A 19,488-nucleotide genomic window follows, 5' to 3' on the forward strand; every position below is an offset into this window, starting at 1 on the left:
AAGTGGGGGACATCTGGCACCTTCCTGTTTCGGGTGGGACTCCGTCCCGGCTCGATGAGCCGGGTACCTGATCGCCGGCGCGGATCAGCCGTCCAGCTTCGGGAAGTAGGACTTCAGCCCGCCGCGACGCCTGATGTCCGTGGTGCAGCAGTGGAAGCTGCCGCCGAAGCGGTAGACGTCGCGGAACGGGAGCGGGATGACGCGGAAGCCCAGCGTTTCCAGCATCTTGATCATGGGCTCCTCCTGCTCCTCGCAGATGATCGTCTCCTCGTCCACGTTGAACACATTCATGGAGATCCAGTTGCTGACCTCGTCCGGCCGCGGGATCGTGTCGGAGACCGAGGGCACGGCCTCGACGACCTCCCACCCGTTGGACGTGAACAGCTCGACCGTGTCGTCGAGCGCGGGCCGCTCGGGGTTCATCATGACCAGGCCCGGCCGCAGCGGCACCATGGTCGCGTCGATGTGCTGAGGGTGCGGATCCTTGAACCGGGCGCGGTGGACACGGAATTCGGGGCCGAGGTGGCGGGCCAGCCAGCGGGCGCCGAAGTCGTTGGTCACCACATCGGGCTGGTAGAAGATGTCCCTGCCGATCCGGGCGAAGCTGGCGGCGTCAAAGCACGGTTCGAGCTCGGTCAGCGAGGGGTGGGTGTCGGCGTCGAAGCCGACTTCCTGGGTCGAGTAGTCCGCGGTGTACATCTCGTCCGCCATGGACGGCTTGGGGGCCGCGACCCACCGGGCGCCCCTGTTGAAGTACTCCCGCACCAGCTCGCGGTAGGGCAGGTACTCGAAGAACCGCACCCGCATGCCCATCGTCGCCTCGACGATCTGGTCGCCGATGACCAGCAGCACGTCCCGCGGGCAGGCGCTGGCATTCTGGCCCGCCACCTCGAAGGTCGGCGTCCGTACCGGGGTGAAGAAGTCCGTGGGCGTCGGACGGCGCACGACAACGCCCTCCTGCTCCAGCACCCTGGCCAGATTGTCCAGTTGCATCTCGGCGGCCTCGATCAGCTCGGCCGGTCGCCGGGCGGCTCGGGACAGCCGGTCCTGCGGCGAGCGGACATAGGCGTTGAAGGCGGGCTCGTGGCCGGGTTTCGTGGCCCCGAACGCGGTTCCGACGATGACTTCCTCGAGCGGGTCCCAGCCGTTGTAGGTGTTCACCACGCGCTCGGGCGGGGCGTCCTGACCGTTGTCACTCATCAGTTGGTCCTTTCGCAGCGGAATCGGCACTGTCTGCGCGGGGGCGGCGATGATCCGTCGCCGGCCTCACGCGGCGCTCATGTCCAGCAGCGCCTGACGGTCGACCTTGCCGTTCGGGGTCAGCGGCAGCGCATCGACGACCCGGACCACGCCGGGCACCATGTAGTCGGGCAGCAGTCGGCCGGCCCGCATCCGGATTTTCCGGCCGGATGGCGCGTTCCCGGCCTCCGGGACGGCGTAGGCGACCAGTTGCCGCTCGCCGTGCGGGTCCCTGGTCACCACCACCGCAGCGCGGCTCACGCCGGGCTGGCCCTCGATGGCCGCCTCCACTTCCCCCACCTCGACGCGGTAACCGCGGATCTTCACCTGCCCGTCGCCGCGCCCCAGGAATTGAAGGGCCCCCTCGTCGTCGACGCGCACCAGGTCGCCCGTCCGGTACATGCGGGCTCCCGGGGGACCGTGCGGGTCCGGAAGGAATCGCTCGGCGGTCAGCGCGGCCCGCCGCCAGTAGCCGCGGGCCACTCCGTCGCCGGCGATGAAGAGTTCACCGGCGGTGCCCGGCTCCACCGGGCGCAGGGTCTCGTCCAGCACATAGGCGCGCACCCCAGCGCGCGGCTGTCCCAGCGGCAGCGGGCGACCGCTGTCCCAGTGGCCCGTCAACTCGCCATGGGTGGCGAACAACGTGGTCTCGGTAGGGCCGTACTGGTGCTGGACCCGAATGCCGGGGCAGGCGCGGAGCACGCGGTGCACCCCGTTCGGGGAGATCACGTCGCCGCCGGTGTGCACCTCCACCAGCGAGGCCAGGGCCTGCGGCATCTCCTCGGCGATGACGCCGAACAGGCCGGCGGTCAGGTGCACCGCGCGCAGCTCGTGCCGCAGCAGCAGCGAGCGCAGCAGCGCGCCGTCCAGCGGCTCGGGCGGCGCCACCACGATCCGGCCGCCGGTCAGCAGCGGCACCCACACCTGGTAGACGGAGACGTCGAACGCGTACGGGGCGTGGAAGAGCACCCTGTGGTGGGCCCCGTTCACCCAGCAGGCGTCGTCGGCCGCGTGGACCACCGCTCGGTGCGGCAGCGCGACGCCCTTGGGCGTCCCGGTGGAACCGGAGGTGTGCATAACACAGGCCAGGGCCGAGCCGTGACCGGCGATCCCGGGATCGGAGGCGGGCTCGGCGGCAAGCGCGGGGTCGTCGTCGACCACGACGACCCGGGCGTCATGGCCGAATCCGACCGCGCGCGTGGCCCGGTCGAGCAGCAGGACGGACGCGCCCGCGTCGGCCATCACCGCGCTGTGGCGAGCGGCCGGATATCCCGAGTGCAACGGGACGTACGCCGCTCCGGCCTTGACCACGGCGAGCAGGGACACGACGAGGTCGGCGGTGCGTTCCTGGAAGACGGCGACCCTCGACTCCGGGCCCACCCCGAGCCGCAGGAGCCGGTGGGCGAGGCGGTTCGCCCGCGCGTCGAGAGCCGCGTAGCCGATCTTGTGGCCGTTCCACTCGACCGCGACGGCGTCGGGACGGCGCGCGACATGGGTCGTGAAACGGCCGTGAATGGTTGCTGGGGACAGGGCATTCATCGCTGGATCATTCCCTTGCGGCAGGGCGGGGGAAATCGGTGAATTACACTCGACGGGGTGGCCCTCCGCCGAGTCAGCCCATGGCGACAACCACCTTGCGGGTGCCCTGGAAAGGCTGACGGCCGTGTGCGGCGAGGAGATTGTCGAGCAGCATGATGTCGCCCTGCCGCCAGGGAAACACCACCTTTTCCCGCTCATAGACGTCGCGTATGTGTTCCAGGACCTCGCGCTCGATCGGCTCGCCGTCACCGTAAAACGCGTTGCGCGGAACGTTTTCCTCGCCGAGCGTGTCGATCAACGCCCGCTGTTCGCGCTCGGCGAGTGCCGACAGGTGAAACAAATGCGCCTGGTTGAACCACACCCGCTCGCCCGTCGTGGGGTGCGCGACGGTCGCCTGGCATACCTGCGTGGTCGTCAGTTCCGTCCGACCGGCACGCCACGTCACGTCGATTCCATGGGCGGCGCAGAACTCCTCGACCCGGGACCGGTCGTCGGTCTGAAAAACTTCCGGCCAGCTCAGATCGATACCGGCCGTGAAGTTCCGGACGTAACGGACGCCGGTCCGCTCGAATTTCTCCCGGACGGCCGCGTCGATCCGCCGGTGGACACCGCGGCTGTCGGCGACGGGTGTCTCGCCCCCCACGGCGGCAACAACCGCGCTGTAGAAGAAGATCTTCTCCGGCCACACGTCGGTGTAGGAGCTCTCGTTGTGCAGCGCGATGGTCTTCTCCGCCGGGTACTCCGTCGCGGTGTACAGCTTTCCGCCCAGCCTCGTCCGGGGCGTCGACCGGTTCACATAGTCGAGGAGGTCGGGGTGGAGAAGCTGAACCGCCTTGTTGAAGCCGGACACCGAATTGATGCCGAGATCCCGCAGGACGACACCACCGTGCCGCAGCAGGATCCCGTCGATCGTCTGCCGGCTCTCGCTCAGCCAGGCGTACGTGTCGGCGGTGCCCGCCGGGGGGCGCAGGAGCACCGGGCCGCCGCCGTCCGGGGCGGCGAAGGACAGCGGGGTGTCCGGGAACGGCGCGGTCACGTCCACGAAACCACCGTCTTCTCGTCGATGAACCCCAGCAGACCGGACAGGGTGACGCGGCGGGCCAGGGGATCGGCGCTCGGCTCCACCGCGTGCACATGCGAGCCGTTGAACAGGTAGATGTCGCCCGGGCGTACGTCCAGCGACATGGACTCGACACCCGCCAGGCTGCCGAGTGGATAGGGCACGCCGGTGTACTGGAGCCCCAGCCGCCGCCGGCTCGGCTCGTCGGGCTTGATGTTCCACACGATGAGCCGGCCGCCCGCGCCGTTCGTGAGGCACATGTTCATCGCCACGACCTGGTGGGCGGTGGCCCGCTGAATCTCGAAGTCCGCCTGTCCCGGCTCGGTGCACTGGCCGTAATCCTCGTGCGGGGCCAGCGCGAACTCGTCCTCGCCGTCCCAGGAGCGAAGGATCGCCGGGCACGCCTCGCGGCCGTCGTGCCGGGCGAGCCGCAGTTCGACGCCCTCGTCGGCCAGGACATCGCCGAGCTCCCGCCGGAGGGCGGCGAGAGGGTCGTCGGGCATGTCGAGGATCTCGTCGAGCGCGGACCTGGTGGCCGCTGCCTGGCGCAGATAGTCGTCGGTGGTCTTGGCGTAGTGGAACGCCCCGACGAACTGACCGGGCACGTCCGACCCCCTCGCCCGGCGTGCCGGACTCGTCAGGAACCGGTCGGTCAGTTCGGCGCACGTCGCCGCGGGAATCACCCCGCGGAAGACGACGCCGGCCAGGCGACCGCGCAGGATTTCCACGATCGACTCGGGGCGTAATGTGGTGTGCTCCTCGAAGCGAAAATAGCCGAGGTCGCCTTCCCATCCGGTGACGAGAAGGGGCAGCCGACTACTTGTGCCCTGGGCTTTGCTCACGTCCTAGTCACTCCAGCGAGGTGATGTCGCGAGTGAGGCCATACGGGTGCGCCTCAGCGGTGAATACGGCGAAAGATCGTGGCGAACGGTGCGTGTCTTCGCGTGTCGGCCGGCCCCTCCCGAAGGACCGGTCAACGGCATTCGTAACCTATGGCCGTCCACAGTATTGAACGCGGCCGAACTCACACTGCAAGCACGTTGCGAAGAACCTTGTCCAACGGCAAGAGGCAATAGCGGCTGGAACAGGAGATACCGATGTGACCGCCGAATCGCCGACTCATAGCCTCGCTTAAAGCTTTGAACCCGTCAACCCCCCCTCGGCGCAGGGGTTCGGGAGGGGCCCTGGTGCAAAGACGAGATGTGTGCCTATGCTGACGCGCGTCGGCTGCTTGAACCCGTCCCCCACTCGGAACGTGCGCATTTTCGGTCAGACGCCCGCCAGCAATTCGGGGGTCTTGACAGCCGACCCCACGTCCGTTCCCGCCGCGCCGTGCGAAGGCGGGCTTCGGGTGCTCCGCGATTGACCGCCGAAGGCGCGGACCATGAACGCCGTCGTCCGCTTTCCGGTCGGAAAGAACCTTTCCCACACCCACCATCTCCGCTGGGAGCCCCGCATGACTGATGCGTTACACCTCGCCGGTCTGGATCACGTCGAGTTCTATGTGGCCGATTCCGATGCCATGACGGAGCACATGGTGGCGGGATACGGATTCGAGGTCGCGGGTCGGAGCACGGCCGATCCGACGAGCCACCGCACCGTGGCCCTGCGGCAGGGCGGCATCGTCCTGGCCGTGACCCAGGGGCTGAGCGACGAGCACCCGGCCAGCGCCTTCGTCCGGGCGCACGGTGACGGCGTCGCCAACATCGTCTTCCGCACCCCCGATGTCCGCGCGGCCTTCGCCGACGCCGTGGCGGGCGGCGCGCGACCGCTCGCCGCCCCGGCCGAGGCGCACGGCACGACCACCGCCGCGATCGAGGCGTTCGGAGATGTGCGGCACACCTTCGTCGAGCGCTCCGCCGGGGACCCACCAGGCCTGCTGCCGCCGGGAGTTGAGCCGGTGCGGACCGAGGGGGGCGCATTCGCCGCCGGGCTGCGCGCGATGGATCACATCGCCGTCCTGGTCGAGGCCGGCCGGCTCAAGGAGACGGTGGCGTTCTACGAGTCGGCTCTCGGCTTCCGGATGATCTTCGAGGAGCGCTTCTCCGTCGGCACCCAAGGCATGAACTCGCAGGTGGTGCAGAACCGTGCCGGGGACGCGACGTTCACGATCATCGAGCCGGACCAGGACTGCGAGCCCGGGCAGATAGATGACTTCGTGGAGAGCCACGGCGGCGCCGGAGTCCAACATCTAGCCTTCCTGGCCGACGACATCGTGCGGGCCGTCCGGACGCTCCAGGACCACGGCGTGGAGTTCCTGACGACGCCCGGCACGTACTACGACCTCCTGCCCAGCCGCGTGGACATCGTCGAGCACCCCCTCGCCCAACTGCGGGAGCTGGGCATCCTGGCCGATTCCGACCACGCGGGACAGCTCTTCCAGATCTTCACCCGGTCCACGCACCCGCGGAAGACGTTCTTCCTGGAGATCATCGAGCGCCACGGTGCGGAAACGTTTGGCCGGGGCAACGTCCGGGCGCTCTACGAAGCCGTCGAACTGGAGCGGACGAACGCGGAGCCGCGTCCATGACGTCGGTACCGGCACCGGGGCCCGCGTCCTCCCCCATGTGTCTGGCGGACCTGGCGCGGGCGGCCGAGGCGGCCGCTCCCGGGGCCGTCTGGGACTTCATCGAGGGCGGCAGCGGACGCGAACTGAGCCTCGCCGCCAACAGAGCGGCGCTGGACGCGCTTTACCTGGTGCCGCGGGTGCTGCGGGACGTCGCCCGGCCCGACGCCGGGAGCCGGCTCGTGCGATCGTCCGCGCGCATGCCAGTGGCGATCGCCCCGATGGCGTACCAGCGGCTGCTGCACCCCGACGGCGAACTGGCCACCGCCCGCGCCGCAAAGACCGCGGGCGTCCCGTTCACGGTACCCATGTTCAGCAGTGTCACCGTGGAGAGGGTCGCGGAATCGGGCGCCGCCCTGTGGTTCCAGCTCTACTGGCTGCGCGACCGCGGGGTGACGGCGGACCTGTTGGACCGGGCCGAGGCCGCCGGGTGCCGGGCGGTGATCCTCACGGTGGACGTGGCCCGGCTGGGCCGGCGGCTGCGCGATCTGCGCAACGGCTTCTCGTTGCCCAACGGCGTGCGCGCCGCGCACTTCGCCGAGGAACGCGCCTCCGCGCCACGGCGGCTGCCGGACGGTTCGCTGGATGTGCGGCACTACGTCGACACGTTCAATCCGTCCGTCACCTGGTCCGATGTGGCCTGGCTGCGGGAGCGGACCCGGCTTCCGCTCGTCCTCAAGGGAATCCTGGCCCCCCAGGACGCCACCGAGGCGGTAACCACCGGTGCCGACGCCATCGTGGTCTCCAACCACGGCGGGCGACAGCTCGACGGGGCCCTGCCGGCCATCGAGGCGCTGCCGGGTGTCCGCGAGGCGGTGGGCGACGCCTGCGAGGTGCTTCTGGACGGCGGGATCCGGTCCGGAATCGACGTGCTCAAGTCGCTGGCCCGCGGCGCCTCCGGCGTGCTGCTGGGACGACCGGTGCTGCACGGGCTCCTGGCCGGTGGCGAGGACGGCGCGGAACGCGCGCTGTCCCTGCTGCGCGACGAGATCGACGACGCGCTGGCGCTGGTGGGGTGCCGTCACATCGGGGACACGGCAGAGCTGCGGCTGACGAGGCTGCCGGTGTGAACACGAAAGAGGCGGCGGACCGCCGCCGGCCGCCCGGATGTGACAAGTTCGAAGCCTTGATGGGGTGGATGCCATGACAGTCAGGGACGACCGTTCACTCGATGCCGCCGCGCCGGAAGAGCACGTGAGCGCGGAGGGCCCCGACGCCGCCCTCCTTCCCCAGGCCGGGCCCGTGGTACCTCCGGCGTTCAGCACACGGATCGAGCCGGAGCCGCTCTACGGATCCGTGGCCACGCTCGCGGACGATCCGGCCGGGCTCACCTGCAGCGTCACGGTGGGGCTGCGGTGGGCACCGGGCAACACGAGCAGGCTGTTCGGCTATCCCTCCTACGAGTTGGCCGCCGAGACCGTGCGGCGCGGCCGCCATGACGCCCTGCTCGTGGCCGGCGCCTATCCGGAGATACGCATGTTCTTCTTCGACAGCGGGCTCCGGGCCGCGGAGGCGTTCGTGACGCCCCTGCCGGACATCGTCTTCGCGGCTCCCATCGACAGCGCGTCGCTGGAGCACTTCGACCGCGTTCACTACCACCCCGCGACCAAGCTGCTGCTGGAGTCCCGGGTCCTGGCGCGCACGGACCGGGCGGTGCCCGCCACGTCCAACAGCGGGGCCTGCCGGGACGCCCTGTCGGGCGCCGGTTCGGCGGCTGTGATAACCAATCAGATCTGTGCCGATCACTATGGACTCAAGACGATCGAAGTCCTGTCCGCAGGAAAGCCCATGGGGTTCGTCGTCTTCGCGCGGAGCACCTGAGCCGTCCCAGTGGCCGGGCCGCGTGGCGGAGGGCCGTTCGGCACGCCGCAACTCAACGACCAGGAGTGGAGCAGCAGTATTCATGTCGGATCTCCTCCGCACGGCCATCGCCGTGAACAAGGCGCTCGCCCCGGGCGCCGTGGCCAACGCGGCCGCCATCGTCATGGGGCAGCTCGCCCGCATCGAACCCGCGATCTACGCGGACGACGTGCGGGACCGCGACGGACTGCTGCACGCGGGTATCCGTTTCAACACCGTGATTCTGTCCGGCCGTTCGAGCCATCTGCTGGCGCTGGCCGAGGCGGCGCCCGCCGAGGGCCTGGCCTCCGTGGTCTTCACCGAGCGGGGCCAGGCGCTCAGCAACCGCTTCGACGACTACCGCGCCTTGGTCGGCGGCGGCTCCGCCGCCGAGCTCGGCCTCTGCGCGGTGGGCGTGGCCGGCGGCGAGGAGGCCGTGCGGACGCTCACCAAGCGCTTCGGCGTCTACCGGGGCTGACCGGGCGCCGCCCCGGCCAGGAACGGCAGCACGTGCGGCAGGACGTCGGCGGACCGCACCCAGCCGCCGCGGTGGTCGGCGCCGGGTATCGAGAAGAACGCGGCGCCGGTGCGCACGGCGACCCGCCGCATCGGTTCGTGCCAGGGGTCGGCGGTGCCGCAGTACATCAGCGCGGGAACGTCGGCGGACGCCAGCCCGGCGTCCAGGTCGCGGTCGCGGGAGAACGCCTCGTAGTTGGCGCGCAGGGCCGCCGGGTCGGCGGCGTCGATGACGGCGGCCTGGGCGGGGTCCGCGTAGGCGCCCCGCCACAGCAGGCCGAGCCCGTCGGTGTCGGCGGGCAGGCCCAACTCCCTCAGCGCGAGGTCGAGTCCGGAGGCGAACCCGGCCACCGGGTCCCAGAAACCGGCGACAATCCGGGCGCAGCGTTCCGGTGCGTGCAGGGCCATGCCGAGGGCGGTCAACGCGCCCATGGAGTAGCCCCAGACGGCGGCCCGGTCGGCGCCGATGTCGTCGAGCATGGTGGTGACGCAGGCGACGCGGCGTTCCAGGGCAGGTCCTGTCCGGTCGGTCGATGGGGGTCCCCCCGGACCGAGTCTGGGGGAGGATCACCCTGCGGCGTCTGGTGCGACACATCTTCGCGGCGACTGGTCCACGGTTCCGGGGTTGGGCTTGCCCGGTGACTGGTGTGGGTGTCCGCGCGGCCGGCCGGAGAGGCTTGGGGCGGGAGCTGCCATGGGGCGAGAGAGCGGGGGGCCGTACGCTGGCTAGCGGATCGGGCAGTCCTGGCCTGCCCGCGTAGTGCCCGATTGGCCCCCCGCTCTTCGAGGCTCGCCCCATGGTGGCTGCCTCAAGCCTCGGAGGCCGTCCGCCCCAGCCCGGCGGGGCCCTGCCGCAACGCGTTGCTGTCGCCGTTCGGGTCGAACCGGATGGTCTCTGGAATGCTGGGCACCTGACGAGAGAGGCGGCGTCCGTGGAGTGGCAGACCTTCGGTGAGCGGCGAATCTACAGCAATCATTGGCTGAACCTGGATCTGGTCGATGTCCAGCAGCCGGACGGGCGGCGCTGGGAGCATCACGTGGTGCGGCTGCGTCACCTGGCAGTGGCGGCGGTGGTCAACAGGCGTCGTGAAGTGCTGATGCTGTGGCGGCACCGGTTCATCACGGACACGTGGGCGTGGGAGTTGCCCATGGGGCTGATCGAGGATGGCGAGACACCGGACGAGGCGGCGGCCCGTGAGGTGGAGGAGGAGACCGGCTGGCGGCCGGGACCGTTGAAGCCGCTGATCTACGCGGAGCCCGCGAACGGCATCACGGACTCGCAGCACCATGTGTTCCGCGCCGATGGGGCCACCCACATCGGCCCGCCCACCGAGCAGAACGAGGCGGAACGAATCGAGTGGGTTCCCCTGGACCGGGTCCGGGGCCTGATCGACCGCCGGGAGATCGTCAGCAGCGGCTCACTGGTCGGTCTGCTGTACCTCCTGATGGACGAGTCGGTCCGCTGACCCTCTTCAGGTGAACGCCTCGCGCAGCCGCGAGCGGAACGCGGCGGTGACGGGGTCGCGCAAGTGCGGGCCCAACTGCTGGTGGAACTCGCGCAGGTGGCCCGTGACGCGTTCGGACGCGACGGCCGTCGCGGGTTCCAGGGCGTCGGTGGCTGTGCGGCACGCATGGTCGAGGTTCCCGCGCTGGAACTGGGTGCGGGCGAGCCAGAACGCGTGGAAGGCCCTGCCGCGTTGATTGGTGCCGTCCTTGCGGGCAAGGGCGTCGCCGATCAGCGGTTCGGCGGTCTTCGCCTCGCCCAGTTGGCCGTGCACGATTCCGGTGTCCACCATGAGCTTGTCCTCGCCGAAGTAGGCCACCCATGCGGGGTCCGGATCCGTTGCGGAGACGTGCTCGAACTGCCGGTGTGCCTGCGCGATCGCGGTGTGCGCGGCGCCCGGATCGTTAAGGGCCGCGTGGGCGAAGGCTTCCCGCATCGACAGCATGGCCATCACGCGCGGGGTGCCGGCGGTCCGGACCTGGTCCTGCGCCGCTGCGGCGAGCGCCAGGGCGTCGGCGGCGCGGTCCTCATAGGTGGCCTGAAGGCTCATGCAGGCGAGCACGTTGGCGACAAACTGCTGGTCGTCGGTCTCCTTGGCGAGGCGAAGCGCCTGGGTGAAGTACGCCCGGGCCTGGCTGTATTGCCGGGCGTCGAAGTACGTCCAGCCGGTGAGCCTGGCCAACTCGGCGGCGACGGCGATCAGTCCGTTCCTGAGTTCGCCGTGTCCGGCCCGGTCGATCAGGCCCACGACAAAGCGGAACTGCCCCACGACGGCCGGTCGCAGGGCCTCGCCACCGTGCTGGTCGTCACGGCGCCAGTAGTCCTCGATGGAGGAGCGCAGGGCGAGCAGCGTTGACGTGCTGGGGTTGGTCCCGGCCGCTATGGCCAGGATGCTGTCGATGTCGCTGCCACTGGAAGGCTCGGCCGGAACGGGCGCCGCGGCCCGGCTCGTACCGGTCTCCCAGGCGCGCGGCGCGAGCCCGATCAGATGCCCGGGGATGCGCAGGCCGTCCGCGACGGCGGCGATCTTCTCGTACGTGGTGATGGCGGCATCGCCCCGGGCGACCTTGCCCACGCGCTCGGGCTTGATGTCGCAGGCGTCCGCGATCTTCAGGAAGCTGATCCCGCCGTACTTCCTGGCCAGTGTGAACACCGTGCCGAAGTCATGACGTGCCAGTGCGGCTCGCATGTCCGGGCGTTCCAGGAGACGCGCGGGCAAGGCGGCCAGAGGTCGGTATGTCATCTCGCATCCCCGCGTAGTGGGTCCAGGGGGCGGTACGGGATCTTTCGCGGGGAGTCTACCCATGGTGGGTATCCCCTCGTCGGGAAATCATGATGGGCCGTCAGTGCGCGAGCGTGAGCCTCCCCAAGGACTGGCAGGGAGTGCCGATGTTGCCGTTCTTCGCGCGACGCCCCGCGACGCGCCGTCTCCTCTCGGCGCGGGGGTCGCGTCATGCCTGAATTTCTCCCGGCTGCCCGACCGTTGCTCACCTGCGGCGCCTGCCGGAACCTCTACCTGGAGGGAACCCGGCACCTGTGCCCGGCACCGCCGGAGCACCTGCCGCTCGCACTGATGGGGCTGGATTTCGACGAACGGCTGACCCACCGCCAGTGGAAGGGCGCCGCATGCGTGCTGTGCGCCCGGAGCCTCGACGCTCGGGCGCGGGTCCTGGCCACCATCCGCGACCACGAACTCCGCGCCTGCGCACCCGCCTGCCCGCCCCGATAACCCCCGTCTCGACAAAAGAAACATCGCCGTGTCCTTCCGCCCCACACCCCCCATAACGATCCCGCCGACCGCCCCGGTCCTGGTCTCCGTTGAAGTCGACGCCCGCACCGTCCAACGCGGCGACCAGTTGATGATCGGCGGCCAGCAGTTCACCGTCAGCGACATGACCGCGCTGGGACCCGGTCGCAAGCGCCTGGCGTTCACCACGGGGGAGATCTTCACGATGAACCCCACCACGGTTCTGTGGGCCGCCCGCCGCATCGACCCCCGCCTACAAAGGTGGGCGCGGCGCTAACGCACCCCTCCGTGCGGTGGCACCGAGCGAGGAAGCGCCAACCGTGAGCGCGGGGAGCGTGCCGCTGCGGCATCGTGTGCAGTGAGGCCGACCTGTTTCGGGCCGCCGAGGAGCTGCGTCGGCATGCGGGCGGCGGGCCGCTCGCGCGGGACCGGCCGTAAGGCCGCAGCCCGCGCGAGGGCGGCCGGACCCCAGCGGAGCGGTGGCGGTCGGCCTACGCGTGCGGGGCGTGGCCCGGGGCGTACTGCTCGGCGTACTCCCCGGTGGCCGGGACGGGCGTGATGACGTCGATCAGGACGCCGTCCGGTGCCGCGACGATGAAGTGGCGCTGGCCGAATTCCTCGGTGCGCAGGGAGAGGAGCTCGGGCAGGCCGGCCTGCCTGACCAGCCTGCGGTGCTCCGCGTCGACGTCGCCGACCTCGAAGTTCAGCAGCAGGCCGCCTCGGATGGGGTCGCGGTGGCCCTCGGGGAGGGTCGGGTGGGCGTGGTCGAGCAGGGCGAGCTCGTACTGCGGGGCGTCCGGGCGATGCAGGCTGACGTACCAGTCGGCCTCGAAGGTCGCCTCGAACCCGAAGTGGCCGGCGTAGAAGCGGTGTGCCGCGGCGACGTCGCGGGTGGCGATCACCGGGTAGAAGCCGCCGAGTTGGGCGTTCATGACATGTCTCCATCTGCTCGGACGCGCGATTTCACATACCTTGGGTATGCAAAACGGAACGCTAACATACCGGGGGTATGCGAACGGAAGGGCGGAGCGCGGATGGCTGTCACGAGGGCCGAGCAACGGGCGGCGACGCGGCGGGCGCTGCTGGCCGAGGGGCGCCGGCGGTTCGCCGCCGACGGCTATCACGGCGTCGTGCTCGCCGAGGTGGCGCGGGCCGCGGGGGTCACCAAGGGGGCGGCCTATCACCATTTCCAGAGCAAGGCCGGGCTCTTCCGGACCGTGGTCGCCGAGGTGCAGCGGGAACTCGGCGAACGGGTCGCGGCCGCCGCCGACCGGCACGACGATCCGTGGGAGCAACTGCGGGCGGGCTGCCGGGCCTTCCTGGCCGCCGGGTCCGACCCGGCGGTGCGCCGGATCCTGCTGGTGGACGCCCCGACCGTGCTCGGGTGGGACGAGTGGCGGGCCATGGACGAGGAATCCTCCGCCCGGCACCTGGCCGAGGCGCTGGAGGACCTGGTGGCGGCCGGGATCATCGCCGACCAGCCGGTCGAACCGCTGACGCGCTTGCTGTCGGGCGCCATGAACGAGGCCGCGCTGTGGCTGGCCCGGTCGGCGAGCACTCAGGCACTGGCCCAGACGGAGCAGGCACTGGACCTGATGCTGAACGGGCTGCGTGCCCCGGCGCGTTGAGACCACACACGCGCCAACCGGCCCAGGAGGGCGGCGCGTTGACCGCCTGCGCGCTGCCCGGGGTTCGAAGGCCCGGTGCGCACTACCGCGCGACCGCGAGCGCCAGGGCGGCGACGGCCAGCGCCAAATAGCCGCCCGGGAAAGCGATGTTGTAGTACACACCGGCCCGGACGTGCGCGGCGACGGCGCCCAGGTAGAACAGCACGAGCCCGGCCGCCGCGGCGATGCCGATGACCGGGACGCCCAGCAGTCCGAGCAGGAGCCCGGCGGCTCCGGCCGCCTTCAGCGCGGCGAGCCAGGGGAGCCAGCTCCGCGGGACGTCCACCTCGGCCGAGTTGGCCAGGACGAACTCGGCCCTCCTGAGGTCCGCGACGACAATGGCCGCGTTGACCAGGATCGTGATGACAGTGATGACCACATAGGCCGTGAACATGTGCGTCGCCCTTCGTTCAAGCGCCTCGGCGCGGACGGGCGAGCCCTCCGCGCTCACCGCGACCAGCCTTCCCGAGCCCCGGAGCGGCGTCCAATACCTGCGTCTATAACCTGGCGGCATGGATGTCGACACCCGGCTGCTGCGCGCCTTTCTGGCCGTCGCCGAGGCGGGTACCCTGACCCGCGCCGCGACACGGCTGTTCGTGTCCCAGCCGGCGATCACCAAACAGATCGGGCAGTTGGAAACCCGGCTCGGCGTACGGCTGTTCACCCGCTCCCGCGCCGGCATGGCGCTCACCGCGCCGGGCCGGGCCCTGGCGGCGCGGGTGCCCGCCCTGCTCGCCGACTGGGACCACGTGCTGCGCGAGACCAGGAGCACGGCCAGCCGGGCGGCCCGGGTGCTGCGGGTCGGCTTCCTCGCCAGCGCCGCCAACGAGGCGACGCCGCGCATCGTCGCGGAGTTCGCCCGTCGCCGGCCGGGCTGGCGGGCGGACACGCGGCAGGCCACCTGGTCGAATCCGACGGCCGGGCTCGCCGCCGGGGAGGTCGATGTCGCCCTGCTGCGGCTGCCGTTCCCCGGCCAGGAGACCCTGCGGACGGCGGTGCTGTTCACCGAGCCCCGCTGGGTGGTCCTCCCGGCCGGGCACCGCCTCGCCGGGCATGAGGTCATTCCCTTCCGGGAGTTGTGGGACGATCCGTTCGTGGCCGCCCCGCCCGAGTCGGGCCGCTGGCGGGACCACTGGCTGGCCGCCGACGAACGCGACGGGCACCCGGTCCGCGTCGGCGCCGTCACCGATCAGCCGGACGAGTGGCTGAGCGCCATCGCCAACGGCTATGGCATCGCTCTCGCCCCCGCGTCCGCCGCCCGCTTCTACGCCCGCCCCGGCGTCGTCTTCCGGCCCGTCGACGGCGTCAGCGCCACCCGGGTCGGCGTCGCCTGGGCCCCCGCCGACGACATGAATCCCGTCGTTCAAGACTTTGTCCGCTGCTGCCTGGACAGCACGCCCGGGCCTGGTGGGACCGCCGCCCGTTGATGACGTCATCCGCCGAGGTGGTGCGCGACCTCGTCCGGGTGCGTGAGCTGCGGGTAGTGCCCGGCCCCGGCGATCTCGGTCACCGGGTGCTCGACGGCGGCGGTCAGCGGGTCGGCCGAGCCCATGATGATCCGGACCGGGACGCCGACCGTGTCCAGCAACTGCCGTGAGCGCGCGCGCTGGGCGGACGTCGCACGCAGGGCCGCGACCACGCGCCGCGCCACGCCCGGCCGGCGCAGGTCCGCCGCGGCGCTTTCGACCTCCGGACCCTCGGGGAGGCCAAGGGCCGCGGCCAGCCGGGCGGGCGACAAGCGGCGCATCGTCGGCACGGCCAGGACCGAGCGGCTGAGCCGGGGCCCGGGAGCCTGGAGGAACGCCGGGGCGACGAGGACGAGTTCGCCGACGCGTTCCGGATGCCGGGCGGCGAAGCGCAGCGCGGGTTCGCAGGCCAGCGAGTGCGCGACCAGGACCGGGCGGTTCACCACCGGGCTCAGCAGGTCGGCGAGCCACGCGTCGATCCCCCGCGCGGCGGCGGCCGAACGCCCCAGGCCAGGCAGGTCGGGCGCCAGGACCGGGCCGGGGAGGCGGGCGGCCAGCGGCGCCCAGAGGTCGGCGTTCATCGGCAGCCCGTGCAGCAGGACGTGGGCGGGGGCGTGCCGTTCACCGGTGACCCAGGTGCGGCTGCCCGCGACGGCGTGGAAGCCGTAGGGGCTCAGCCGGGGCGTCACGGCGCCGAAGCGCGTGGCCACCAGGTCGTCGGCCCACGCGCGCAGGGCCTCGGCGGCCGGCGGCATCTCCAGGCCGGCGGACGCCGCGAAGGCGCGGGCGGAGGCCGTCGGGTAACGGTCGGCCGTCAGGAACGTCAGCGTCTCGGGGTCGGCGCCGGTCATCGTGCGCGGCAGGCGCCGCACCAGGCCCACCGGCACGGTCCGGCGGGGCGCGCGCACGCCCAGGTGGCCGGCGAGCGTGCCGATCAGCTCCGGGAAGAGGGGGGTGTTGTCGTCGAGCACCCAGTAGTGCTCCCCCGGGGGCGCGGCCGGGATCTCCGCCAGGAACCGCGCGAAGTAGTCGACCGTGACGATCGGCAGGAAGGTGTCGGGGCCGCCGGGCAGCGCGGGGAGCTGCCCGTTCCACAGGCGCTCGACGAGGGTGGCGAGGCCGACGTACTGGCCGGGCCCGATCACGGTGCTGGGGTTGGCGATGGTCAGCGGGATCCCCAACTCGCCCGCGCGGGCACGCAGCGCGAGATCCCCCTCCAGCTTCGACGCCTCGTACGCCCCCAGCCGGGCGTAGTCCGGACTGCCCTCCGGCGCGCTGACGCGGTATCCGCTGATGTGCACCAGCCGCCGCAGCCCGGGCAGCGCGGCGGCCCAGTCGAGCACGTTGAGCGCCCCGGTGACGTTGGTCGCCCGCGCCTCGCGCACGCCGAGGCCGAAGGCGTAGCGGGCGGCGGCGTTGTAGACGTCGCGCGCCTCGGGGAGTTCGGTGGGCGGGCGCGTAATGTCGGCGGTGACGGTGACCAGTTGGCCGGTGTCGACGCCCCGGGAGGTCAGCCAGGGCGTGAGGGTGTCGTTCCGTACGGCTGCCGCCACCCGTTGCCCCCGGCCGAGCAGTTCGGCGACGAGGGAACGGCCGATGAATCCGGTCGCGCCGAAGACGATCGCGTCCATGAGCTCCTCAATAGATCGGTCTACATATTTTTGGGTGTGACAAAAGGCCCGCCGGTCGCGGCGGGCCGGGTCAGCTCAGCAGCGCGCCGATCTGGCGGGCGGCACGGTCCAGCGGCTCCCTGCTGCGGTGCGCCCGGGCGAGCAGGAGCGCGCCCTCGATCAGGGCCAGGATCGTCGCCGCGAGGTCGTCGGCGTCCGCGCGGCCCGCCAACCGGGCACGCAACACCGCCTCCCACGAGGCGTAGATCTCCGAACAGGTCTCCCGCAGCGGGTCGTTGGTGGCCGCCACGTCGAGCACCACGGTGGCCACCGGGCACCCCTTGCGCCAGCCCGACTCCGCCAGCCGCTCGCCCAGGTGCCGCAGCACCTCCGTGACGAACTCGGCCACCGACGCGCTCTCGTCGGCCAGGCCCTCCAACTCCTCGCCGATCCCCCGGCCGGCCCGTCGCACCGACTCACCGACCAACTGGTCCTTGCCGCCGGGGAAGTGGAAGTAGAGCGAACCGCGGGGCGCGCCGCTGGTGGCGATCACCTGGTTGAGCCCGGCCGCGAAGTACCCGCCGGTCTCGACGAGTTCCTGCGTGGCGGCCAGGAGCCGGTCCCGTGTCTCGGCGCCCTTCTGTCCCATGCCGACACGGTAGACCGATCTACATATTCTTTCAACTGCGGTAGCCGGCCAAGCCGTCGGCCCGTTCCTCCGCGTCGCCGTCGCGGTGCCCGGACAGTGCCTGCTGGAGGGCGAAGGTGCCGCGGATCGCGGCGATGCGGGCGGCCAGCCCGCCGGGCGGGGGCCCGCCGTGCGCGAGCACGTCTGCCAGGAAGTCCTCGCCGTAACTGGCGCCGACGGCCGCCAGGTCCTCGGCGGGGTCGCCCAGCGTGACCTCGTCCCAGTCGACCACGCCGCCGAGCCGGGGCAGCCCGTCGGTGTACTCCCAGAGGACGTTCTCGGCGCCGAGGTCGCCGTGCACCACCGCCGTGGTGAGGTGGGGCAGGCCGTCGAGCGCCGCGAGTTCGCGTTCGGCCCGCCGCCGCCCGGCCTCGGACATCAGGCCGAACAGCTCCGCGCGGACGTCCGCCGCGAACCGCCGCCACCGGTCCGCCGGCGCGTGCGGCAGCGCCGCCCGTACCGCCTCCGCCGCGCCGGCCCGGGCGAGTCCGGCCAGCAGCGCGGCGTACTGCGCCGCCGCGGCCTCGGCCGTCTCGGAATCCTGGAGGGCGTCCGCGTCCAGCGGCCTCCCGGGAACGCGGCCGAGCACCAGGAACGGCGGCTCGTCCGAGCCCGGCACCCCGCCCCACGACAGCGGCTCGGGGGTGCGGAAGCCCAGATCCAGTCCGGCGAGCAGGCCCAGCACGGCGGCTCGTTGGGGCAGCCGGTCACCGGCCGCCGCGGTGCGGGGAAAACACACGACCCGGTCCGCGCTCAGCACCACGTCGTGGAACTGCCCCCGGCAAACGGTGAGTTCACCAGGCTCGTCGTCGGGCAGCAGTCGGCGCAGCAGGGCGCGGCGCGCCCGAAGGATCTCCATGGGACGACAACTCTCCCACGGCAGCGGCGCGTTCAGCCCACCAGGCGGGCGTAGTCGGCGAAGGTGGCGGCCTCGTAGAGAAGCGCGATGTCGACCTCCCTGCCGAGCGCCTCCTCCACGCGCAGCGAGTACTCGACGGCCGCCAGCGAATCGGCGCTGAGCGCGAAGAAGTTGTCCTCGGGCCCCACCGGGCGGCGCAGTACCTCGCCGGCCAGGCGGAGCAGCAGGTCAAGTGATGGCTGGTCCATGGTGCCGTCCCGAAGTGTGCGTGGTGGATGATGTGGTGGCGGTCCGTCAGCCGGCGCCGGCCGTGACGGCGACGCGTTCCACCGTGGCCCTCTCCTCCCGCGCGAGGATGCGCAGCAGCCGGGGCACCTGCTGAAGCATGCGGGTGCCGGTGGCCGGCGACCCGGTCCCGCCGAGCCACAGGGAGGCGACGGTGTCCCACTGCCGGGCGAGGGCGGTCACGGTGTCGGCGTGTGCGGCGAGGGCCGCCGGGCCGAACCGGGCGGCGCGGCGCAGCCAGCGCGCGTGGCCGTGGCGGGCGGCGCCGATGTCGACAAAGCTGCTGACGGGGAGTTCCCGGCGGAGTGCCGGCTCGTGCGGCGGCGCGGCGGCCAGCCACTCCTCCAGCCGGTCGGCGAGGACGCCGAGCGCGCCCACGCCCCGGCCCGGCGAGTCGTCCAGCAGGGCCTCGGCGTTGCGCCGGATCTGCTCCCGCCAGGTGCCGTCGAGGTAACGGCCCGGGGCGCCGGAGTCCGCCGGGTGCCGCCCGAGCGCGAGGCCGGTCCAGCGCACCGCGCCCAGCTCCTCCGGCCCGGTTCACCGCGCCAGACGCCGCGCGGGCACGACCGCTTCGAGCGGGCAGCGCGGGTAGGCGTCGGTGACCGCGAACCCGGTGTCGTCCGCCGCCGTGACCAGCAGATGGTGCGGCACGTGGGCGACGCCCTGGAACGGGGCGCCCTCGTAGGCGTACTGGTCGACGGTGATGACGGCGAGCGCGGCGCCGGGGCCGGTGGTCTCGCGTATCCACCGCAGATAGCCGTCCGCGTCGGCAGCCTTGTGGCCGGTGAGGGCGAGGCCGAGGTGGCGCGGCAGGACGCCGAGGTCCGGGGTGGGGCGGAAGGAGAGCACCAGCCCGTCGTCGACGCGCAGCGCGGGGTCGAGCCGGAAGCCGAGTCCGCCGAA

The 19,488-nt window shown here is 71.8% G+C and carries 23 protein-coding genes; 9 read left to right on the forward strand and 14 right to left on the reverse strand.

What is annotated here, in order from left to right:
• Positions 1–84: 84 nt before the first annotated feature.
• The 4 genes from RM590_RS15250 to RM590_RS15265 form a co-directional block, all read right to left on the reverse strand.
• Positions 85–1,200 carry a glycine amidinotransferase gene (locus RM590_RS15250; RefSeq protein WP_311705100.1) on the reverse strand — a complete coding sequence of 372 codons (1,116 nt, stop codon included), beginning with the start codon at positions 1,198–1,200 and terminating at the stop codon, positions 85–87.
• A gap of 66 nt (positions 1,201–1,266) precedes the next feature.
• Entirely contained in the window at positions 1,267–2,778 is a 1,512-nt protein-coding gene (locus tag RM590_RS15255) for an amino acid adenylation domain-containing protein (RefSeq protein ID WP_311705101.1), read from the reverse strand.
• Between the two features lie 73 nt (positions 2,779–2,851).
• Positions 2,852–3,820 (reverse strand): TauD/TfdA family dioxygenase, encoded by a 969-nt coding sequence (locus RM590_RS15260; protein WP_311705102.1) that lies wholly within the window; start codon positions 3,818–3,820, stop codon positions 2,852–2,854.
• The gene (locus RM590_RS15265; RefSeq protein ID WP_311705103.1) at positions 3,811–4,680 is read right to left on the reverse strand and encodes a 2OG-Fe(II)-dependent halogenase WelO5 family protein; all 870 of its coding nucleotides are present in this window, start codon (positions 4,678–4,680) and stop codon (positions 3,811–3,813) included. Before RM590_RS15265 ends, RM590_RS15260 begins: the two co-directional genes overlap by 10 nt.
• Positions 4,681–5,294: 614 nt before the next feature.
• On the opposite strand from RM590_RS15265, the gene hppD reads away from it, so the two are divergent.
• The 4 genes from hppD (at position 5,295) to RM590_RS15285 (ending at position 8,721) form a co-directional block, all read left to right on the forward strand.
• Positions 5,295–6,368 carry a 4-hydroxyphenylpyruvate dioxygenase gene (hppD, locus tag RM590_RS15270; protein ID WP_311705104.1) on the forward strand — a complete coding sequence of 358 codons (1,074 nt, stop codon included), beginning with the start codon at positions 5,295–5,297 and terminating at the stop codon, positions 6,366–6,368.
• Positions 6,365–7,474, forward strand: a complete 1,110-nt coding sequence (locus RM590_RS15275) for an alpha-hydroxy acid oxidase (RefSeq protein ID WP_311705105.1) — start codon at positions 6,365–6,367, stop codon at positions 7,472–7,474. The genes hppD and RM590_RS15275 overlap by 4 nt, the downstream gene beginning before the upstream one ends.
• Before the next feature lie 73 nt (positions 7,475–7,547).
• Positions 7,548–8,225 (forward strand): type 2 periplasmic-binding domain-containing protein, encoded by a 678-nt coding sequence (locus RM590_RS15280; RefSeq protein ID WP_311705106.1) that lies wholly within the window; start codon positions 7,548–7,550, stop codon positions 8,223–8,225.
• A gap of 82 nt (positions 8,226–8,307) precedes the next feature.
• A complete protein-coding gene (locus RM590_RS15285; protein WP_311705107.1) occupies positions 8,308–8,721 on the forward strand; it encodes a DUF2000 family protein in 414 nt (137 codons plus the stop codon).
• Here RM590_RS15285 and RM590_RS15290 read toward each other — a convergent pair.
• Complete coding sequence (locus RM590_RS15290; RefSeq protein ID WP_394813876.1) at positions 8,709–9,269, reverse strand: alpha/beta fold hydrolase; 561 nt, start codon at positions 9,267–9,269, stop codon at positions 8,709–8,711. The genes RM590_RS15285 and RM590_RS15290 overlap by 13 nt on opposite strands.
• A 422-nt stretch (positions 9,270–9,691) precedes the next feature.
• Here RM590_RS15290 and RM590_RS15295 point away from each other — a divergent pair, with 422 nt between their 5' ends.
• Positions 9,692–10,225, forward strand: coding sequence for an NUDIX hydrolase (locus tag RM590_RS15295; RefSeq protein WP_311705109.1), 534 nt, complete (start codon positions 9,692–9,694; stop codon positions 10,223–10,225).
• Positions 10,226–10,231: 6 nt separating this feature from the next.
• On the opposite strand, the gene RM590_RS15300 is transcribed toward RM590_RS15295, so the two are convergent.
• Positions 10,232–11,506 carry a hypothetical protein gene (locus tag RM590_RS15300; protein ID WP_311705110.1) on the reverse strand — a complete coding sequence of 425 codons (1,275 nt, stop codon included), beginning with the start codon at positions 11,504–11,506 and terminating at the stop codon, positions 10,232–10,234.
• Positions 11,507–11,716: 210 nt separating this feature from the next.
• On the opposite strand from RM590_RS15300, the gene RM590_RS15305 reads away from it, so the two are divergent.
• Positions 11,717–11,992: a hypothetical protein gene (locus RM590_RS15305; RefSeq protein WP_311705111.1), complete on the forward strand. Its 276-nt coding sequence runs from the start codon at positions 11,717–11,719 to the stop codon at positions 11,990–11,992.
• Positions 11,993–12,020: 28 nt separating this feature from the next.
• Positions 12,021–12,287: a hypothetical protein gene (locus RM590_RS15310; protein ID WP_311705112.1), complete on the forward strand. Its 267-nt coding sequence runs from the start codon at positions 12,021–12,023 to the stop codon at positions 12,285–12,287.
• A 214-nt stretch (positions 12,288–12,501) separates the two neighbouring features.
• On the opposite strand, the gene RM590_RS15315 is transcribed toward RM590_RS15310, so the two are convergent.
• Entirely contained in the window at positions 12,502–12,942 is a 441-nt protein-coding gene (locus RM590_RS15315) for a VOC family protein (protein WP_311705113.1), read from the reverse strand.
• A gap of 102 nt (positions 12,943–13,044) precedes the next feature.
• Between RM590_RS15315 and RM590_RS15320 the strand changes: the two genes are divergently transcribed.
• A complete protein-coding gene (locus tag RM590_RS15320) occupies positions 13,045–13,638 on the forward strand; it encodes a TetR/AcrR family transcriptional regulator (RefSeq protein ID WP_311705114.1) in 594 nt (197 codons plus the stop codon).
• A gap of 82 nt (positions 13,639–13,720) precedes the next feature.
• Here RM590_RS15320 and RM590_RS15325 read toward each other — a convergent pair whose 3' ends face one another.
• On the reverse strand, positions 13,721–14,071 hold the full coding sequence (locus RM590_RS15325) for a DoxX family protein (protein WP_311705341.1): 351 nt from the start codon (positions 14,069–14,071) through the stop codon (positions 13,721–13,723).
• Between the two features lie 118 nt (positions 14,072–14,189).
• On the opposite strand from RM590_RS15325, the gene RM590_RS15330 reads away from it, so the two are divergent.
• Positions 14,190–15,104: a LysR family transcriptional regulator gene (locus RM590_RS15330; protein WP_311705115.1), complete on the forward strand. Its 915-nt coding sequence runs from the start codon at positions 14,190–14,192 to the stop codon at positions 15,102–15,104.
• Between the two features lie 5 nt (positions 15,105–15,109).
• Here RM590_RS15330 and RM590_RS15335 read toward each other — a convergent pair whose 3' ends face one another.
• The 6 genes from RM590_RS15335 to RM590_RS15360 all read right to left on the reverse strand — a co-directional run bounded on the left by RM590_RS15335 (position 15,110) and on the right by RM590_RS15360 (position 19,434).
• Entirely contained in the window at positions 15,110–16,774 is a 1,665-nt protein-coding gene (locus RM590_RS15335) for an alpha/beta fold hydrolase (RefSeq protein ID WP_311705116.1), read from the reverse strand.
• A 70-nt stretch (positions 16,775–16,844) separates the two neighbouring features.
• Entirely contained in the window at positions 16,845–17,402 is a 558-nt protein-coding gene (locus RM590_RS15340) for a TetR/AcrR family transcriptional regulator (RefSeq protein WP_311705117.1), read from the reverse strand.
• A gap of 31 nt (positions 17,403–17,433) precedes the next feature.
• Entirely contained in the window at positions 17,434–18,300 is an 867-nt protein-coding gene (vph, locus tag RM590_RS15345; protein WP_311705118.1) for a viomycin phosphotransferase, read from the reverse strand.
• 32 nt (positions 18,301–18,332) lie between these two features.
• A complete protein-coding gene (locus RM590_RS15350) occupies positions 18,333–18,548 on the reverse strand; it encodes an acyl carrier protein (RefSeq protein ID WP_311705119.1) in 216 nt (71 codons plus the stop codon).
• Between the two features lie 46 nt (positions 18,549–18,594).
• Positions 18,595–19,098, reverse strand: coding sequence for a hypothetical protein (locus RM590_RS15355; protein ID WP_311705120.1), 504 nt, complete (start codon positions 19,096–19,098; stop codon positions 18,595–18,597).
• Between the two features lie 24 nt (positions 19,099–19,122).
• Positions 19,123–19,434 (reverse strand): hypothetical protein, encoded by a 312-nt coding sequence (locus tag RM590_RS15360; RefSeq protein WP_311705121.1) that lies wholly within the window; start codon positions 19,432–19,434, stop codon positions 19,123–19,125.
• Between the last annotated feature and the right edge of the window lie 54 nt (positions 19,435–19,488).

This window comes from Streptomyces litchfieldiae (genome assembly GCF_031845365.1).
Lineage (GTDB): Bacteria > Actinomycetota > Actinomycetes > Streptomycetales > Streptomycetaceae > Streptomyces > Streptomyces litchfieldiae.

What these genes read in the sequence shown, in the direction of transcription:
- RM590_RS15305 (WP_311705111.1), top strand. Translation starts at nt 11,717, where the DNA reads ATGCCTGAATTTCTCCCGGCTGCCCGACCGTTGCTCACCTGCGGCGCC.
- RM590_RS15320 (WP_311705114.1), top strand. Translation starts at nt 13,045, where the DNA reads ATGGCTGTCACGAGGGCCGAGCAACGGGCGGCGACGCGGCGGGCGCTG.
- RM590_RS15300 (WP_311705110.1), bottom strand. Translation starts at nt 11,506, where the DNA reads ATGACATACCGACCTCTGGCCGCCTTGCCCGCGCGTCTCCTGGAACGC.
- RM590_RS15325 (WP_311705341.1), bottom strand. Translation starts at nt 14,071, where the DNA reads ATGTTCACGGCCTATGTGGTCATCACTGTCATCACGATCCTGGTCAAC.
- RM590_RS15350 (WP_311705119.1), bottom strand. Translation starts at nt 18,548, where the DNA reads ATGGACCAGCCATCACTTGACCTGCTGCTCCGCCTGGCCGGCGAGGTA.
- RM590_RS15275 (WP_311705105.1), top strand. Translation starts at nt 6,365, where the DNA reads ATGACGTCGGTACCGGCACCGGGGCCCGCGTCCTCCCCCATGTGTCTG.
- RM590_RS15285 (WP_311705107.1), top strand. Translation starts at nt 8,308, where the DNA reads ATGTCGGATCTCCTCCGCACGGCCATCGCCGTGAACAAGGCGCTCGCC.
- RM590_RS15250 (WP_311705100.1), bottom strand. Translation starts at nt 1,200, where the DNA reads ATGAGTGACAACGGTCAGGACGCCCCGCCCGAGCGCGTGGTGAACACC.
- vph (WP_311705118.1), bottom strand. Translation starts at nt 18,300, where the DNA reads ATGGAGATCCTTCGGGCGCGCCGCGCCCTGCTGCGCCGACTGCTGCCC.
- hppD (WP_311705104.1), top strand. Translation starts at nt 5,295, where the DNA reads ATGACTGATGCGTTACACCTCGCCGGTCTGGATCACGTCGAGTTCTAT.
- RM590_RS15255 (WP_311705101.1), bottom strand. Translation starts at nt 2,778, where the DNA reads ATGAATGCCCTGTCCCCAGCAACCATTCACGGCCGTTTCACGACCCAT.
- RM590_RS15315 (WP_311705113.1), bottom strand. Translation starts at nt 12,942, where the DNA reads ATGAACGCCCAACTCGGCGGCTTCTACCCGGTGATCGCCACCCGCGAC.
- RM590_RS15280 (WP_311705106.1), top strand. Translation starts at nt 7,548, where the DNA reads ATGACAGTCAGGGACGACCGTTCACTCGATGCCGCCGCGCCGGAAGAG.
- RM590_RS15335 (WP_311705116.1), bottom strand. Translation starts at nt 16,774, where the DNA reads ATGGACGCGATCGTCTTCGGCGCGACCGGATTCATCGGCCGTTCCCTC.
- RM590_RS15340 (WP_311705117.1), bottom strand. Translation starts at nt 17,402, where the DNA reads ATGGGACAGAAGGGCGCCGAGACACGGGACCGGCTCCTGGCCGCCACG.
- RM590_RS15330 (WP_311705115.1), top strand. Translation starts at nt 14,190, where the DNA reads ATGGATGTCGACACCCGGCTGCTGCGCGCCTTTCTGGCCGTCGCCGAG.